The 15,804-nt window shown below is 71.8% G+C and carries 16 protein-coding genes; 6 read left to right on the top strand and 10 right to left on the bottom strand.

Annotation, left to right across the window (positions count from 1 at the left end; genetic code table 11):
- Window positions 1-42: 42 nt before the first annotated feature.
- Together KUV85_RS16425 and KUV85_RS16420 are read right to left on the bottom strand one after the other, a co-directional pair.
- The gene (locus KUV85_RS16425; RefSeq protein ID WP_219960961.1) at window positions 43-1,257 is read right to left on the bottom strand and encodes a mechanosensitive ion channel; all 1,215 of its coding nucleotides are present in this window, start codon (window positions 1,255-1,257) and stop codon (window positions 43-45) included.
- 205 nt (window positions 1,258-1,462) lie between these two features.
- On the bottom strand, window positions 1,463-2,656 hold the full coding sequence (locus tag KUV85_RS16420) for a saccharopine dehydrogenase family protein (protein ID WP_219960960.1): 1,194 nt from the start codon (window positions 2,654-2,656) through the stop codon (window positions 1,463-1,465).
- A gap of 124 nt (window positions 2,657-2,780) precedes the next feature.
- Between KUV85_RS16420 and KUV85_RS16415 the strand changes: the two genes are divergently transcribed.
- The 3 genes from KUV85_RS16415 to KUV85_RS16405 are packed head-to-tail and all read left to right on the top strand — an operon-like array spanning window position 2,781 to window position 4,468.
- Window positions 2,781-3,047, top strand: a complete 267-nt coding sequence (locus KUV85_RS16415) for a DUF2277 domain-containing protein (protein ID WP_219960959.1) — start codon at window positions 2,781-2,783, stop codon at window positions 3,045-3,047.
- A gap of 4 nt (window positions 3,048-3,051) precedes the next feature.
- Window positions 3,052-3,597: a protein-L-isoaspartate O-methyltransferase family protein gene (locus KUV85_RS16410; RefSeq protein ID WP_219960958.1), complete on the top strand. Its 546-nt coding sequence runs from the start codon at window positions 3,052-3,054 to the stop codon at window positions 3,595-3,597.
- Window position 3,598: 1 nt separating this feature from the next.
- Window positions 3,599-4,468 carry a Sir2 family NAD-dependent protein deacetylase gene (locus tag KUV85_RS16405; RefSeq protein WP_219960957.1) on the top strand — a complete coding sequence of 290 codons (870 nt, stop codon included), beginning with the start codon at window positions 3,599-3,601 and terminating at the stop codon, window positions 4,466-4,468.
- A 20-nt stretch (window positions 4,469-4,488) separates the two neighbouring features.
- Here the strand turns inward: KUV85_RS16405 and KUV85_RS16400 are convergent, their stop codons facing one another.
- Window positions 4,489-5,175, bottom strand: coding sequence for a metal-dependent transcriptional regulator (locus tag KUV85_RS16400; RefSeq protein WP_219960956.1), 687 nt, complete (start codon window positions 5,173-5,175; stop codon window positions 4,489-4,491).
- A 46-nt stretch (window positions 5,176-5,221) separates the two neighbouring features.
- Here KUV85_RS16400 and KUV85_RS16395 point away from each other — a divergent pair, with 46 nt between their 5' ends.
- Window positions 5,222-5,914 carry a hypothetical protein gene (locus KUV85_RS16395; RefSeq protein WP_219960955.1) on the top strand — a complete coding sequence of 231 codons (693 nt, stop codon included), beginning with the start codon at window positions 5,222-5,224 and terminating at the stop codon, window positions 5,912-5,914.
- A 9-nt stretch (window positions 5,915-5,923) separates the two neighbouring features.
- On the opposite strand, the gene KUV85_RS16390 is transcribed toward KUV85_RS16395, so the two are convergent.
- The 6 genes from KUV85_RS16390 to pdxH all read right to left on the bottom strand — a co-directional run bounded on the left by KUV85_RS16390 (window position 5,924) and on the right by pdxH (window position 13,374).
- Window positions 5,924-6,361, bottom strand: a complete 438-nt coding sequence (locus tag KUV85_RS16390) for a MarR family winged helix-turn-helix transcriptional regulator (protein ID WP_219960954.1) — start codon at window positions 6,359-6,361, stop codon at window positions 5,924-5,926.
- Window positions 6,358-7,974 carry an MDR family MFS transporter gene (locus KUV85_RS16385; RefSeq protein ID WP_219960953.1) on the bottom strand — a complete coding sequence of 539 codons (1,617 nt, stop codon included), beginning with the start codon at window positions 7,972-7,974 and terminating at the stop codon, window positions 6,358-6,360. The genes KUV85_RS16390 and KUV85_RS16385 overlap by 4 nt, the downstream gene beginning before the upstream one ends.
- Before the next feature lie 335 nt (window positions 7,975-8,309).
- Window positions 8,310-10,355, bottom strand: a complete 2,046-nt coding sequence (locus KUV85_RS16380) for an ABC transporter ATP-binding protein (protein WP_219960952.1) — start codon at window positions 10,353-10,355, stop codon at window positions 8,310-8,312.
- Complete coding sequence (locus tag KUV85_RS16375; RefSeq protein ID WP_219960951.1) at window positions 10,352-12,082, bottom strand: ABC transporter ATP-binding protein; 1,731 nt, start codon at window positions 12,080-12,082, stop codon at window positions 10,352-10,354. Before KUV85_RS16375 ends, KUV85_RS16380 begins: the two co-directional genes overlap by 4 nt.
- On the bottom strand, window positions 12,082-12,657 hold the full coding sequence (locus KUV85_RS16370; protein ID WP_219960950.1) for a TetR/AcrR family transcriptional regulator: 576 nt from the start codon (window positions 12,655-12,657) through the stop codon (window positions 12,082-12,084). The genes KUV85_RS16375 and KUV85_RS16370 overlap by 1 nt, the downstream gene beginning before the upstream one ends.
- Window positions 12,658-12,714: 57 nt before the next feature.
- Entirely contained in the window at window positions 12,715-13,374 is a 660-nt protein-coding gene (gene pdxH, locus KUV85_RS16365; RefSeq protein ID WP_219960949.1) for a pyridoxamine 5'-phosphate oxidase, read from the bottom strand.
- Between the two features lie 127 nt (window positions 13,375-13,501).
- Here pdxH and KUV85_RS16360 point away from each other — a divergent pair, with 127 nt between their 5' ends.
- Window positions 13,502-14,605, top strand: a complete 1,104-nt coding sequence (locus tag KUV85_RS16360) for a citrate synthase 2 (protein ID WP_219960948.1) — start codon at window positions 13,502-13,504, stop codon at window positions 14,603-14,605.
- Between the two features lie 39 nt (window positions 14,606-14,644).
- Window positions 14,645-15,235 carry an OprD family porin gene (locus tag KUV85_RS16355; RefSeq protein WP_219960947.1) on the top strand — a complete coding sequence of 197 codons (591 nt, stop codon included), beginning with the start codon at window positions 14,645-14,647 and terminating at the stop codon, window positions 15,233-15,235.
- 57 nt (window positions 15,236-15,292) lie between these two features.
- Here KUV85_RS16355 and KUV85_RS16350 read toward each other — a convergent pair whose 3' ends face one another.
- Complete coding sequence (locus KUV85_RS16350) at window positions 15,293-15,763, bottom strand: GNAT family N-acetyltransferase (RefSeq protein ID WP_219960946.1); 471 nt, start codon at window positions 15,761-15,763, stop codon at window positions 15,293-15,295.
- Window positions 15,764-15,804: the final 41 nt, after the last annotated feature.

Raw genomic sequence — 15,804 nt, 5'->3', positions numbered from 1 at the left:
GGTGCGCTGCGCCGTTGGGTCCCCGGCGTGGACGTCGGTCGGTCAGGTCGCGGAGCCCCCCGTCCCGGACCCCGTCCCCTGCCGGAACTGCTCGAGCTGGCGCGCCGCGGCCTCGCGGCCACCGAGCCCGAAGGCGAGCGCTGCGGCCAGCGCGCCGCCGACGACCAACGCACCGAAGCCGAGCTCGATGATCCGGTTGGCGACGCCCATGTAGTTGAGGCCCATCGCGGCGAACAGCACGATGATCGCGTAGCGGATGAAGGTGCTCGCGTGCCCCGAGAGGAACCCGGAGACCAGGTTGGCGATGAAGACGCCCGCCACCACGATCACGCCACCGAACAGCACGCGCCCGCCGAGCTCGAGGACCTCACTGAGGATGATCGTCAGCTGCGGGAACCCCAGCAGCTGGACCGCCGCGACCGCGAAGAACAGGGCGATGCCGACCTGCGCCACCTTGGCGATGACGGGGCTGGCCTCCTTGTCCTCGGGCAGCACCTGGATCTCGCGCAGCGCCCGGTCGGTGCCGGCACCCACCAGCAACTGCTCGAGGATCCCACCGACGAACCGGGCGATGGCGACACCGATGCCGAGCAGGACCAACGCGGCGACGATGCTCGGGACCGCGTCGAAGATGGTCTGCAGCATCTGCTCGGCGGGGCGGGAGATCGACTCGATGCCCAACACCTGCAGGGCAGCGATCGCGACCAGCAGCATGATCAGCCCGTAGACGACCGTCGCCAGGGTGGTGGGAAGCGTCCTGGCCAGGGAGCCCTGACGGTCGGTGTCGACCCGGGTCCCCCCGGTCCCGGTGGCCTCCCCCGCCTTGGCGTTGGCCGTGCTCAGCCATCGCTCGTAGGGCAGGGCCGTCAGTGCCGTGTGGATGAGCTGGCGCACGATCTTGGCGACCAGCGCTCCCACGAAGAAGACGAATCCCGCGCCGATGATGTTGGGCAGGAACTCGAAGATCCCATTGAGGAGCCCCTGGATGGGCGCCAGCACCTGGCCGAGCGCGAACACCTGGAGCACGGCGATGAGGCCGAACAGCCACACCAGCAGCGAGGCCACCTGGCCCAGTGACGCGCCGAGTGTGTCGCCACTCCCGCCGTCGCCCTGCAGCGCAGGCACCTTGGTCGTGAGCCGGGCGAACAGCGTCTTGACGAGGGTCGCGACGATCCAGGTGACGACGAGGATGACGATCGCGAATACCACGTTCTGCACCATGGATGCCCAGTCGATCTGGTCCCAGAAATCTTCCATTGTGAGCTCCCGTAATAGCGGAATGTCCTTTTCATGCTAGGACAACCCGCCTGCCCGGGAGCACGGTCAACAGTGGAGATCTGCGGTATTCTGGGACCAACGGGCAAGCGCACCGAATAGGGGCGGACCCGTCATTCCCAGTTGTGCGGGAGCGGCATTCGACCGATATTTAGAATGTCATTCCCGGCACCGGAAATCGCATTCTTCACAGGACGGTGAAATCAATCCCGGCCGTCTGGAGCCGCGCGAGGAGGGCGTCACCCATCGCCTGGGCGGTGGTGACCTGCCCGGCGGACTCGGGGTTGTCGTCGAGCGCGAGGCACATCGCCGCCTCGGCCAGCATCTTCGCGGTCTCGGTGTAGCCGGGGTCGCCCCCGCTCACCCGCGCGTGCACGGTGCGGCCGTCGGTCTCGCCCACCACGTCGACGGTGAACCACGACTTCTCGCGGCGCCGCTCGTCGGGCCCCTCGCCCTGCGGCACGCGCTTCTTGAGGAACTCCCGCACCGGCGGCACCTGGGCCGCGACACCGATGGCACCGACGCCGAGGGCACCACCCGCGGCGTAGCGCAGGGTCTTGGTGCCGGCGTAGTGGGAGTAGCGGAAGTCGGGGCCGTACGCCGGCAGCGCGGCGCCGCTGCGCGCCACGATCAGCGGGTCGACCACCGGCATCGGCAGCAGCCAGTAGCCCAGCAGCGGGTCCTTGTGCGGCTTGCCGCCCACGGGCTTGGCACGGCGACCCTCGGGACGCGGCTCGACCGCCTTGCGCTCGCTCATCGCGGATTTCATCTGCTTCGCGCGCGACATCGCGGTCAGCGCGGACGCGAAGGTGCCACCGGAGAACGCCGCTCCGGCCCGGACGATGCCGCGCATCGTCACCGGCGTGGTGATCGGACCGTCGGCGGCCAGCTGCTGGACGGTGAAGTAGGCGCCGAGGTCGTGCGGGATGGAGTCGAAACCGCAGGCGTGGACCAGGCGTGCGCCGGTGGCGCGAGCGGTCTCGTGGTGGGCGACGTACATCCGGTCGACGAACTCCGGCTCACCCGTCAGGTCGAGGTAGTCGGTGCCGGCCTCGGCGCAGGCGCGCACGAGTGGCTCGCCGTGCTCCAGGTAGGGGCCGACCGTGGTCGCGACGACCTTGGTCTGGCTGGCCAGCTCGGCCAGGCTGCCCGCGTCGCCGGCGTCGGCGTGCAGCAGCGGCAGGTCGGCCAGCGATCCGTTGCGCTCGGCGAGCCGGTCGCGTACGGCCTCGAGCTTGCCCTGGTTGCGGCCGGCGAGGGCCCACCGCAGTCCGGCGGGCGCGTGGTCGGCGAGGTACTCGGCCGTCAGCCCACCGGTGAAGCCGGTGGCGCCGAGGAGCACCAGGTCGTAGGGGCGGTCGCCTGCGTTGGAAGCTGCCATGCCTGCATCGTTGCACCGATCGGCGGCCCCGGTCGCACCTCCCCCCGGATGGTGGGACTGCCGCGGCGGCCCCCGCAAGGCTCGACGGGCAGCCCCGGCGGCCCGCCCGGCGTACCGTGGAGGCATGTGCCGCAACATCCGCCCCCTGCACAACTTCGCGCCGCCGGCGACGTCGGAGGAGGTGCACTCCGCCGCGCTGCAGTACGTGCGCAAGATCAGCGGATCCCCCAAGCCTTCACAGGCCAACGCCGCCGCGTTCGAGCAGGCGGTCGCGGAGGTCGCCGACGCCACCCAGCGGCTGCTGGACGGCCTCACCACGACCGCGCCGCCCAAGGACCGCGAGGTCGAGGCGGAGAAGCGGCGCGCGAAGGCCCGCCTGCGCTACGGCTGAACCCATGGGACGCGCGGCCGAGGCGATGCGGGCGGTCGACCGGCGCCGCTTCCTGCCCCGGGACCAGCAGGCCCGCGCCGCACTCGATGCCCCGCTCCCACTCGGGTACGGCGCCACCAACAGCCAGCCGACCACCGTCCGGATCATGCTCGACCTGCTCGACGTCGGCGCGGGTCACCGGGTGCTCGACGTGGGCGCCGGGTCCGGCTGGACCACCGCGCTGGCGGCGTGGCTGACCGGCGACGCCGGCGACGTGGTCGCCGTCGAGCGGGTGCCGGAGCTGGTCGCGTTCGCCCGCGAGCGGGTCGAGGCGGTGGTGCACGAGGCGCGGCCGGACGTCCTCGGGTGGCCCGACGGGGCGCCGTACGACCGGATCCTGGTGTCCGCCGAGGCCGCGGCCCTGCCGGGCGAGCTCGTGGACCAGCTCGCACCGGGCGGCGTACTGGTGGTGCCGGTCAGCGGCCAGATGCTGCGCGTGGTGCGCGGCGACGACGGGCCCGAGGTGACCCGGCACGGTCCGTTCCGCTTCGTCCCGCTCGTAGGCTCGTGACGTGGACGCACTGGAGCTGCTCGGCACGCGACCGCTGGTCGTGCTGACCGGCGCGGGGCTGTCCACCGACTCCGGCATCCCCGACTACCGCGGCCCCGACAGCCCGCCGCGGCAGCCGATGACCTACGACGAGTTCGTTTCCGGGCCCGGCGCCCAGCAGCGCTACTGGGCACGCAGCCACCTCGGCTGGACCCGCATGGGCGCGGCCGTGCCCAACGACGGGCACCGCGCCGTCGCGGCGCTGGGCGCCGACCTGGTGATCACCCAGAACGTCGACGGCCTCCACGAGGCCAGCGCCACCCCCCGCGTCGTCGCGCTCCACGGCCGTATCGCCGACGTCGTCTGCCTCGAGTGCCGGCGTACGTCGCCGCGCGCCGCGCTGCAGGAACGGCTCGGCGCCGCCAACCCCGGGTGGCTCGAGCGCCACCGGGCCGCGCCGGTCCGCCCCGACGGCGACGTCGAGCTCGACGACACCGCCGACTTCGTGGTCCCCGGCTGCGACGGCTGCGGCGGCGTGCTCAAGCCCGATGTCGTCTTCTTCGGCGAGAACGTCCCGCCCGACCGGGTCGCCCGCTGCTACGCCGCCGTCGACGCCCTCGCCGACTCCGGTGGTGCGATCCTCGTCGCCGGATCGAGCCTGACGGTCATGAGCGGCCTGCGCTTCGTCAAGCGCGCCGCCAAGCTCGGCGTCCCCGTCGTCATCGTCAACCGCGGCCCCACCCGCGGCGACGACCTCGCGACGTACCGCCTCGACGTCGGCACGAGCGAATGGTTGCCGCGGCTGGCGGCGGTGCGGAATCCCCGGTCAACCGGGGAAACTGGTACTTCCATGGTCTTGCAAGACCATGGAAGTGAAGGTATCCCCGGTTAACCGGGGATCCCGCACCCGCCTCAAAGTTTCTTGACGAAGATGTGGTCGGCGGCGTCAGTGACCAGTTCGGCGGTCTCGCCGCCGGCGCCGACCATGACGCCGTCGGGGGTGGCCTGGATGTTGACGGCCTTGTCGGGCATGGCACCGACGCGACGCAGGGCGCTCATGAGCGACTCGTCCTTCTGCATCTCCTCGGAGATGCGGCGGACCAGGGCGCGGCTGCTCTCGGTGCCGGCGGCCTTGGAGAGCGGCTCGACGCCGGCCATGAACTCCTCGCCCTCGGCGGTCTCCCCGATCTCGGCGAGGCCGGGGATGGGGTTGCCGTACGGCGACTCGGTCGGGTGGTCGAGCAGCTGGATGAGGCGGCGCTCGACGTTCTCGGAGATGACGTGCTCCCAGCGGCACGCCTCCTCGTGGACCAGCTCCCACTCCAAGCCGATGACGTCGGTGAGCAGGCGCTCGGCGAGGCGGTGCTTGCGCATCACCGAGGTCGCGAGCCGGCGGCCCTCGTCGGTGAGCTCGAGGTGGCGGTCACCCTCGACGGTCAGGAGGCCGTCGCGCTCCATGCGGGCGACGGTCTGCGACACCGTGGGACCGCTCTGGTGGAGCCGCTCGGCGATGCGGGCGCGCAGCGGCACGATCCCCTCCTCCACGAGTTCGTAGATCGTGCGGAGGTACATCTCGGTGGTGTCGATCAGGTCGCTCACGACGCCATTGTGTCTCATCCGTGGTTCCGCTGGCAGGCTGGAGTCCGTGAAATCGCTGATCGTGCCGCGCCGGTTCAACGGCCCCGCGAACTCGGGCAACGGCGGCTGGACCGCGGGCTCCCTCGCCCAGGACCTGCCGGGCTCCCGCGACACCGCGGTGACGGTCCGCCTGCACCGACCGCCGCCACTGGACACGCCCCTGGCCCTCACCGAGACCCCCACCGGGTCGGTGGCGACCCACCAGGGCCGCACGGTGGCCGAGGCGTCGTACGCCGAACTCGAGCCGGAGCCGCTGCCGCCGGTCACCGTGGCCCGCGCCAGCGAGGCCGAGGAGAAGTACGTCGGCCTGGCGAGCCACCCGTTCCCCACCTGCTTCGTGTGCGGCACCGACCGGCGTTCCGACGACGGGCTGCGGGTGTTCGCGGGCCCGGTCGAGCCGGGGCGCGTGGCCGCGACGTGGACGCCGTACGAGGTGTCGGTCCCGATCACCTGGGGCGCGCTGGACTGTCCCGGGGCCTGGGCGAGTGACATCGCCGAACGGATGATGGTGCTGGGCCAGATCACGGTCCGCATCCGCCGGCTGCCCCGGACCAGCGAGCGGTACGTCGTCACCGGCGCCGTGCGCGGGGCCGAGGGCCGGAAGACGTTCACGGCGACGACGCTGCACGACGCCGACGGCGAGGTGCTGGCAGCGGCCGAGCACGTCTGGATCACCGTGGACCCCGACACCTTCGGCTGACCTTCGGCCTCAGCCCAAGGCGGAGTTGTAGCGCTCCAGCAGGCCGACCAGGTCCTCCAGGTCGCTGGTGGGCCAGTCCGCCAGCCGCTCGTCCATGCCGCGGCGGCGCTGCTCGCGCACCTGCTGCATCTGGGCGCGGCCCTGCTCGCTGGGGACGATCAGGGTGGCCCGACCGTCCTCGGGGTCCGGGGTCCGGTCGACCAGGCCGAGCTCGAGCAGGTGCTGGACGTGGCGACTCACGGCCGCCTTGTCCAGGTCGAGCACCTCACAGAGGGCGGAGGCCCGCAGCGCACCGCAGCGCTGGAGGTGGCCCAGCATCAGGTAGGCACCGGTCTGCAGGTCGGGGTGCACCTCGGCCGCCCGTTGGGCCACCACCCGGCGCGCGCGGCGCAGCAGCACGCCGAGCTCGTGCTCGATGTGCTGCAGGGCGTCGTCACGCCGACTCATCGACCGGGCTCCGCGGTCGGCTCGGGAGCGCGCCCGGCGATCTCGTCCTCGGACTCGATGGTCGTGCGCAACGGCACCTCCTTGATGTACAGCACGCAGATGAGCGCGAGCAGCCCCAGCGGCGCGGCGATGAGGAAGAGGTGACCGGCGGCCTCACCGAAGGCACCTTCGTAGAGCACACGGAGGGGGTCGGGCAGGGCAGACACGTCCGGGATGCTGCCATGCGAGTGCTGGAGCTCGGCCAGCTGTTCGGGATCCAGTCGTCCACTGGCGGCCAGGTCGGCGACGCCGGTCTCGACCCGGTCGGCCACCTGGTGGGCGAGCACCGCACCCAGCACCGAGACACCGACGGAGCCGCCCATGGTGCGGAAGAAGGCGACCGTCGAGCTGACCGCACCCATGTCGGCGTACGCGGTGTTGTTCTGCACCGCGAGCACGAGGTTCTGCATCGTGGCGCCGATGCCGGTGCCGAGGACGGCCATGTAGCCGCCGACCAGCCAGATCGGGGTGTCCCCGTCGATGGTGCCGAGCAGCGCGAGGCCGAGCGTGGCGACGGCGGCGCCCCCGACGAGCCAGCGCTTCCAGTAGCCGGTGGCGGCGATGACCCGGCCGGTGAGGATGCTGGAGACGAGCAGCCCGCCCACCATGCACACCGACATCAGGCCCGCCTGCGTGGGCGACATGCCGCGGGAGAGCTGGAAGTACTGGCTGAGGTAGACCGTCGCGCCGAACATCGCCAATCCGATCGAGGCGGAGGCGATGGTGGCCAACCGGGTGGTGCGGTCGCGGAACAGTCGCAGCGGGATGATCGGGTCGGCGGCGACGCGGGCCTCGACCCAGGTCGCGGCAGCAACCAGGACGACGCCCAGGGCCACCAGCGAGAGGCTGGGCGCGGATCCCCAGTCGAAGGAGTTGCCCGCCAGGGAGATCCAGATCAGCAGCGCGCTGACGCCACCCATGAGCAGGAGCGCGCCGAGGTAGTCGATGCTGACCTCGCGGCGTCGGGTCGGGAGGTGCAGCGTGCGCTGCAGCACGACGAAGGCGCCCACGGCGACGGGCAGCACGACGTAGAAGCAGCCCCGCCAGCCGAGCGGACTGTCGACGATGAGCCCGCCGGCCAGCGGTCCGGAGACGGTGGCGACGGCGAAGGTGGCGCCGATGTAGCCGGTGTAGCGGCCGCGCTCGCGGGGCGAGACGAGGCCGGCGATGATCACCTGCACCAGCGCCGTCAGCCCGCCGACGCCCAGGCCCTGGATGACGCGGGCCGTGATCAGCACGCCCATGTTGGGCGCCAGGGCGGCGACCAAGGACCCGATGCTGAAGATGACCAGGGCGAGTTGCACCAGCAGCTTCTTGTCGAACAGGTCGGCGAGCTTGCCCCACAGCGGGGTGGTCGCGGTCATCGCAAGCAACAGCGCGACGACGACCCAGGTGTAACCGGTCTGGGAGCCGTCGAGGTCGGTGACGATCACCGGCAGCGCGTTGGTGACGATCGTGCTCGAGACCATCGCGACGAACATGGCGAGCAGCAGCCCGCTCATCGCCTCCAGCACCTCGCGGTGCGTCATCGTCGGGCCCGCTGCCGCCGTGGGCGTCGGTCCCGCCTGAGTCACCGGGTCCCCTGCGCTGCGTGCCTGGCTCACGCCACCTCCAGATTGGTTGATGTTGACAACTATATTGGATCTGGTTGCGCGCATCAACTTCCCGGGCACGGTCAAAAATGAGCGACCCGCAGGTGTGGCCGTGTGGCCTCGTCCGGGGGACGTTCCCGGATCACCTGCGGGTCGGGTGGCTGCTTCGGATTCGCCAGCAGCCGCTCATCTGCTGGGGGCTGCTAGCGGACAGCCACCTCACGCGTCCTTGAAGAATTCAACTTCGGACCACCTCCTTTCCCGTGTACGACGAAGGTACGCCGCCGCCCCAAGCGGCACAACGGGTTTCCGGTCCCTCAGTCGACCGCGGCCGCGGCGTACTGCGCGGCGTGGAGCCGCGCGAAGGCACCGCCCCGCCCGACCAGCTCCTCGTAGCCGCCCTGCTCGACGATGCGGCCCTCCTCCATCACCAGGATCAGGTCGGCGTCACGGATGGTGGAGAGCCGGTGGGCGATCACGAACGACGTCCGGTCGCTGCGCAGCGCCGCCATCGCGTGCTGCAGCAACAACTCGGTGCGGGTGTCGACCGAGCTGGTCGCCTCGTCGAGGATCAGCAGCGGCGGACGCGCGAGGAAGGCGCGGGCGATGGTGACCAGCTGCTGCTCGCCCGCGGAGAGGTTGCCGCCGCCGTCGGCGACCACGGTGTCGTAGCCCTCGGGCAGGGAGCGGACGAAGCGGTCGACGTAGGTGGCGCGGGCGGCCTCGACGATCTCCGCCTCGGTCGCCCCCGGACGCCCGTAGGCGATGTTGTCGCGGATCGTGCCCTCGAACAGCCAGGCGTCCTGCAGCACCATCCCCACGCGGCCGCGCAGGTCGGCGCGCGGCATCGCGGTGATGTCGGTGCCGTCGAGGGTGATCCGCCCGCCGTGGAGCTCGTAGAACCGCAGGACCAGGTTGACCAGGGTGGTCTTCCCCGCCCCGGTCGGGCCGACGATCGCCACCGTCTGCCCGGGCCGCGCGACCAACGACAGGTGCTCGATCAGTGGCTGGTCGGGGTCGTAGGAGAACGAGACGTCCTCGAACCGGACCTCGCCGCGGGTGGTCTCGACACGGTGCTCGCCCGCGCTCGCACCGGCTCGACCAGCAAGGGACTCACCGGCGCTCGCACCGGCTCGACCAGCAACGGCGGCACCTGCGGCATGATCGACGTCGGGGACCTCCTCCGGCGCGTCGAGCAGCTCGAAGACCCGCTCCGCCGACGCGACGCCGGACTGGAGCAGGTTCGCCATCGAGGCGATCTGCGTGAGCGGCTGGGTGAACTGACGGCTGTACTGGATGAACGCCTGCACCTCGCCGATGGTCAGCGCCCCGCTGGTCACCCGCAGCCCGCCGACGACCGCGATCGCGACGTAGTTGAGGTTCCCGATCAGCATCATGACCGGCATGATCAGGCCCGAGACGAACTGGGCCTTCCACGAGGCGGCGTACACCTGCTCGTTCTGGCGGTCGAACTCCTCACTCACCGCGGCGCGGCGGCCGAAGACGTTGACCAGTTCGTGCCCGGTGATGCTCTCCTCGACGTGGGAGTTGAGGCGTCCCGTACGCCGCCACTGGGCGATGAACTCGCGCTGCGACACCCGCATGATCCGGGTGGTCACGAACATCGACACCGGCACCGTCACCACGGCGATCAGCGCGAGCAGCGGGCTGATCCACAGCATCATCGACAGCACCGCGACGACGGTGAGCAGTGCGGTGAGCAGCTGGCTCATCGTCTGCTGGAGGTTCTGCGCGACGTTGTCGATGTCGTTGGTCACCCGGCTGAGCAGCTCACCGCGCGGCTGCCGGTCGACGTAGGACAGCGGCAGCCGGTGCACCTTGTCCTCGACGTCGGTGCGCATCTGCCGCACCGTGTCCTGCACGACGCCGGCGACGAGGTAGCCCTGCACCCAGCTCAGCGCGGCGCCGACGACGTAGATCACCAGCACCAGCAGCAGCACACGGGCCAGCGCGTCGAAGTCGATGCCCTGCCCGGGCACCAGGTCGTCGGTGCCGCGCAGCAGGTCGGCGAGGTTGCCCTCGCCGCGCGCCTCGGCGGCGTCGGCGGCCTGGTCCACCGTGGTGCCGGCGGGGAGGCGGCTGCCGAGGAACCCGCCGAAGACGATGTCGGTGCCCTTGCCGAGCAGCCACGGGCCCAGTGCCGTCGCGGTCACGCTGAGCGCGGCCATGACGAACACGGCGACGGCGCGTCCGCGGGCGGGTCGCAGCAGGCGCACCAGGCGTCGGGCGGAGCCACGGAAGTCGTCCGCCCGCTCCCCCACGTTGCCGCCCGGGCCGCGTCCGGGGCCGCCGGCCGCGGCGATCCGCTCGGTCTGCTTCAGGGTGCCGTCGCGCTCGCTCATGCGGCCACCTCGACACCCTGGCTCGTCGCGATCTCGCGGTAGGTCGGGTTGGACGCGCTGAGCTCGGCGTGGGTGCCGCGGCCGACGACCTCGCCGTCCTCGAGCACCACGATCAGGTCCGCGTCGCGGATGGTGGCGATCCGCTGGGCCACGACGACCACGGCGGCGTCGCGGGTCGCGGGAGCCAGTGCCGCCCGCAGCCGGGCGTCGGTGGCCAGGTCGAGGGCGGAGAAGGCGTCGTCGAAGAGGTAGACCTCCGGGCGACGTACGAGCGCCCGGGCGATCGCGAGGCGCTGGCGCTGGCCGCCGGACACGTTGGTGCCGCCCTGGGTCAGCTGGGTGTGGAGGCCGTCGGGCATCGCAGCGACGAAATCCCGCGCCTGGGCGATCTCCAACGCCTCCCACAGCTCGTCCTCGCTCGCGCCGGGGTCGCCGTGGCGCAGGTTCTCAGCGACGCTCCCGGAGAACAGGTGGGCGCGCTGCGGCACGAGCCCGACCCGGGACCAGAGGATCTCCGGGTCGAGGTCGCGGACGTCGACGCCGTCGACGCGCACCGCGCCCTCGGTGGCGTCCAGAAGCCGGGGCACCAGGTTGACCAACGTGGTCTTGCCGGCGCCAGTGGCGCCGATGATCGCGACCGTCTCGCCCGGGCGCACCGAGAAGGACACGTCGCGCAGCACCGGCTGCTCGGCGCCGGGGTGGGTGAGGCCGACGCCGTCCAGGTCGAGGTGACCGGCGAGGTCCAGCGTGGTCACCGGCTCGAGGGGTGGCGCCACCGAGGTGACCGTGTCCAGGACCGCGGTGATCCGGTCGGCGCTGACAGCCGCCCGCGGCACCATCATCAGCATGAAGGTGCCCATCATCACCGACATCAGGATCTGCATCAGGTAGGCGATGAACGCGGTCAGCGCCCCGACCTGCATCGAGCCGTCGTCGACCCGGTGGCCGCCGAACCACACCACGCCGACGCTGGCGATGTTGGCGACCACGAGCACCAGCGGGAACATCGTGGCCATCCAGCGGCCGGCCGTGAGGGAGACCCGGGTGAGGTCGGCGTTCGCCTCCTCGAAGCGCGCGCGCTCCTGCGGCTCGCGGACGAAGGCGCGCACCACCCGGATGCCGGTGACCTGCTCGCGCAGGATCCGGTTGACCGCGTCCAGGCGGTCCTGGACGGCCCGGAACGCCGGCACCATCCGCGAGACGACGATGCCCATGCACACGAACAGCACCGGCACCGTGGCGACGATGAGCCACGACAGGCCGAAGTCCTCCCGCATCGCCATCAGGACGCCGCCGACCATCATGATCGGCACGGTGACCGCCATGGTGCAGGTCATCATCGCCAGCATCTGCACCTGCTGCACGTCGTTCGTGGCGCGGGTGACCAGTGACGGGGCGCCGAACTCCGCGACCTCGCGGGTGGAGAAGGTCCCGACCCGCTTGAAGATGGCGGCGCGTACGTCGCGGCCGAAGGACATCGACGCGCGGCCGGCGAAGTACGCCGAGGTGACCTGGCACAGCGCCTGGCCCAGTGTCACCAGCAGCATCACGCCACCGAGCTCGACCACCCGGCCCGTGTCGCCGACGGCGACGCCCTCGTCGATGATGTCGGCGTTGATGCTCGGCAGGAAGAGCATGGCCACGGTCGCGACGAACTGGAGCACCACGATCGTGGCCAGCCACGCGCGGTAGCGGCCGAGGTGCTCCCGGAGCAGGCGGACCAGCATCACTTCCCCTCCTGCACGCCGTGCAGCAGGGTGTCGACGATCTCCTCGGGTGCGAGCAGGTGCCCCTCCGCGATGTCCTCGTGGGAGCCGGCGAAGGTCAGCATGCGCAGCAACTGCACCACCCGGGCGGGCGGCAGGCGGAGGCGGTCGGCGTCGGGGGCGAGCAGCGCGGCCAGGCGCTCGTCGAGGGCGTCCATGCGCTCACGGTGCGCCTCGTCGTGGACGTGGTCGGGCGGGGCCACCATGCCCACCGCACGCATCAGCCCGAAGACCCGCTGGAAGCGGCACTGCATCGCGGTCGCGACCACGACGAGTCGGTCACGCAGCGGCAGCGACGCGTCGACCTCGTCGAGCTGTCGCGCGAACTCACCGGGCTCGAACTCACGGGCCAGCGTCGCCTCGACCAGCTCCTCCTTGGTCGCGAAGACGCGGAAGATCGTGCCCTCGGCGACGCCGGCGGCCTCGGCGATCTGCTTGCTCGTGACGGCGCGCCCGTGCTCGACCAGGAGGGGCAGCGTGGCATCGATCAGGGCGGTACGACGTTCCTCGGGCGAGAGCGGGGCGGCGCGGGGCACGCGACGACGCTAACTGAGTGAGTGCTCACTCACCAAGTCGTGGGACGTCGACCGCCCTCAGGGCGCGAGGCGCTCGATGTGCCACTCCGCGCCCTCACGGCGGTAGCGCAGCCGGTCGTGCAGCCGCCCCGGACGGCCCTGCCAGAACTCGAACGACGCCGGCCGCACCCGGTAGCCACCCCACTCCTCCGGCGCCGGGACGTCGGCGCCCTCGAAGCGTTCCTCCACCGCGGCGTACGCCGCACCCAGCTCGTCGCGGTCCGCCACCACCTGGGACTGGTGCGAGGCGTGCGCGCCCAGCTGCGAGCGCCGCGGCCGCCCCGCGAAGTACGCCGCCACCTCCTCCCGCGACAGCGGCACGGTCTCGCCCTCGATCCGCACCTGCCGCTCCAGCGGGTGCCACGGGAAGAGCAGCGCGCACCGCGGCTCCACGGCGAGGTCCTCGCCCTTGCGCGAGGCCGCGTTGGTGAAGAACGCGAAGCCGTCCTCGGTGACGCCCTTGAGCAGCACGTAGCGCGCCGACGGCTGCCCGGTGACCGAGACGGTGGCCACCACCATCGCGTTGGGTTCGTGCAGGCCGGCGTCACGCACCTCGGCGAACCAGCGGTCGAACATCGCGAACGGATCCGGGTCCAGGTCCGACTCGTGCAGGCCCGCGTCGCCGTACTCCCGGCGCAGCGCTGCGATCGGTGAGGGTTCCTCCGACTGACCACCCATGGGGGCAACCTAGTGGGTGGGGCAGAATGCTGGCGACGCGCGGCGGCGCACACCGTCGCCCCGCGAGTGAGTCTTTCGCCGGCTCCGGGAACCGCCAGCCGGCACCCGCAGACGAAGGAGTCGCACGATGCCCGAGGTACACCACGGACTGGAAGGCGTCGTCGCCTTCGACACCAAGATCGCCGAGCCCGACAAGGAGGGGTCGGCACTGCGCTACCGCGGCGTCGACATCGAGGACCTCGCCGGCCGGGTGCCCTTCGAGAACGTCTGGGGCCTGCTCATCGACGGCGCCTTCACGCCCGGCCTGCCCCCCGCCGAAGCGGTCACCCTGCCCGTCCACACCGGCGACGTCCGCGTCGACGTCCAGTCCGCGATCGCCCAGCTCGCCTCCCAGTTCGGCTTCGGCCAGACCTACGACATCAGCGACGAGCAGGCACGCATCGACCTCTCCCGCGTCGCGGTGATGGTGCTGTCCTTCGCCGCCCAGTCCGCCCGCGGCATCGGCCGCCCGCTGGTCCCGCAGAGCGAGGTCGACAAGGGCCGCACGCTGGCGGAGAAGTTCCTCATCCGCTGGAAGGGCGAGGCCGACCCCAAGCACGCCCACGCCATCGACGCCTACTGGTCCTCGGCGGCCGAGCACGGCATGAACGCCTCGACGTTCACCGCCCGCGTCATCACCTCCACCGGCGCCGACGTGGCGGCCGCGTTCTCCGGCGCCATCGGCGCCATGAGCGGCCCGCTGCACGGCGGCGCGCCCTCGCGCGTCCTCGGCATGATCGAGGACGTGGAGCGCTCCGGCGACGCCGACGCCTACGTCAAGGACCTGCTCGACTCCGGCCAGCGACTGATGGGCTTCGGCCACCGCGTCTACCGCGCCGAGGACCCCCGCGCGCGGGTGCTGCGGCGTACGGCGCGCGAACTGGACGCGCCGCGCTACGAGGTCGCCGAGGCGCTGGAGAAGGCGGCGCTGGCCGAGCTGCGCGAGCGGCGCCCGGACCGCGTGCTGGAGACCAACGTGGAGTTCTGGGCCGCGATCGTGCTCGACTTCGCCGAGGTTCCCTCCAACCTGTTCACCTCGATGTTCACCTGCGCGCGCACCGGCGGCTGGTCGGCCCACATCCTGGAGCAGAAGACCACCGGACGCCTGATCCGCCCCTCGGCGGTCTACACCGGCCCCGGCACCCGGCCCGCGACCGAGATCGAGGGCTGGAACGACGCCTGGGGCGCCTGAGCACCCCCACGCCCGTGACCGCGCCACTACCATCGGCGCATGGGCTACTCGATGGCGACCGCCGGGCTGCTGGTGCTGCCCGCCGAGCAGGAGCCCCGTGCGCTCGACGCCGCGCGGGGCGCGATGGCGCCGCTGCAGGGGTGGTTCGACGGTGACGCCGACCTCGGCACGCTCGACGACCTCGCCCGGTACGTCGGCGCCGCCGTGACGCGCGACGGTGAGCGGCTGCTGCTGGCCACCGACGAGGACGGCGACCCGAAGTGGTCGGACCAGGCGACGGCGTTCTACCTCGCGATCGCGCCGTTCGTCTCCGCCGGCGAGGTCCGCTTCGTCGGCGAGGACGAGCGCAGCTGGCAGTACCGCTACGAGGACGGCGCCCTGCGCCAGGACGGCATCAACGGGTGGGACGGCAGCAACGAACCGTTCGGACCGCCCGCCGACCTGATGACCGACCCGGCCGAGGACCTGCCGCCGGCGCCCGTGGCACCGCCGAGCCGTCGCCCCCGTCGCGAGGAGCAGGAGTCCGCGTCCGTCCCCACCACCCAGACGAACTCGCTCGGGCTCAGCCCGACCGTCGTGGGCCTGCTGATCGGCCTGACCGTGCTGGTCATCCTGGTGCTCTCCATCTGAGGTCTCGACAGGCTCGACCACCGGGACCCCGGGCTCCCGGCGACCGGGGTTGACCGGTCAGAGCAGCTTGCCGAAGCAGCGCGACAGTGGCTCCGCCTTGTAGTGCCCGAAGCCGGGGATCGCCTCGTAGCCCGCGGACCGGTAGAGCTCGATCGCCTCGGGCTGGCGGGTGCCCGTCTCGAGCACCAGCAGGTCGTAGCCCGCCTCGGCGGCGGTGCGCTCGAGCTCGGCCAACAGCGCGCGGGCGTGGCCGGCGCCGCGGTGGTGGGCGGCGACGTACATCCGCTTGATCTCCGCGGCCGACGTGCCGCCCAGCGCACGGACCGGCGAACGACGCCACGCCCCCGAGGCGACCGGCTCCGCGCCGACGTAGCCGACCAGGAACGTGCCCTCGGGCGCCACGAACATCAGCGGGTCGATCGGGCTGTCGTCACGGCTGCCGTAGCGGGCGACGTACTCGCCCTGCACCTGCTCGATCAGCGCCGCGGCGTCGGGGTGGTCGTAGCCGACGCGCTCGATGCGCAGCACCGCACACCTCCCTGCTCCGCCCCTCGGTTGGATTGCGGGTC

The sequence above is a fragment of the Nocardioides panacisoli genome (assembly GCF_019448235.1).
In the GTDB taxonomy this organism is placed as follows: Bacteria; Actinomycetota; Actinomycetes; order Propionibacteriales; family Nocardioidaceae; genus Nocardioides; species Nocardioides panacisoli_A.
Note: the sequence above shows the minus strand (reverse complement) of the source record. Positions and strands in the feature narration are given on the sequence as shown.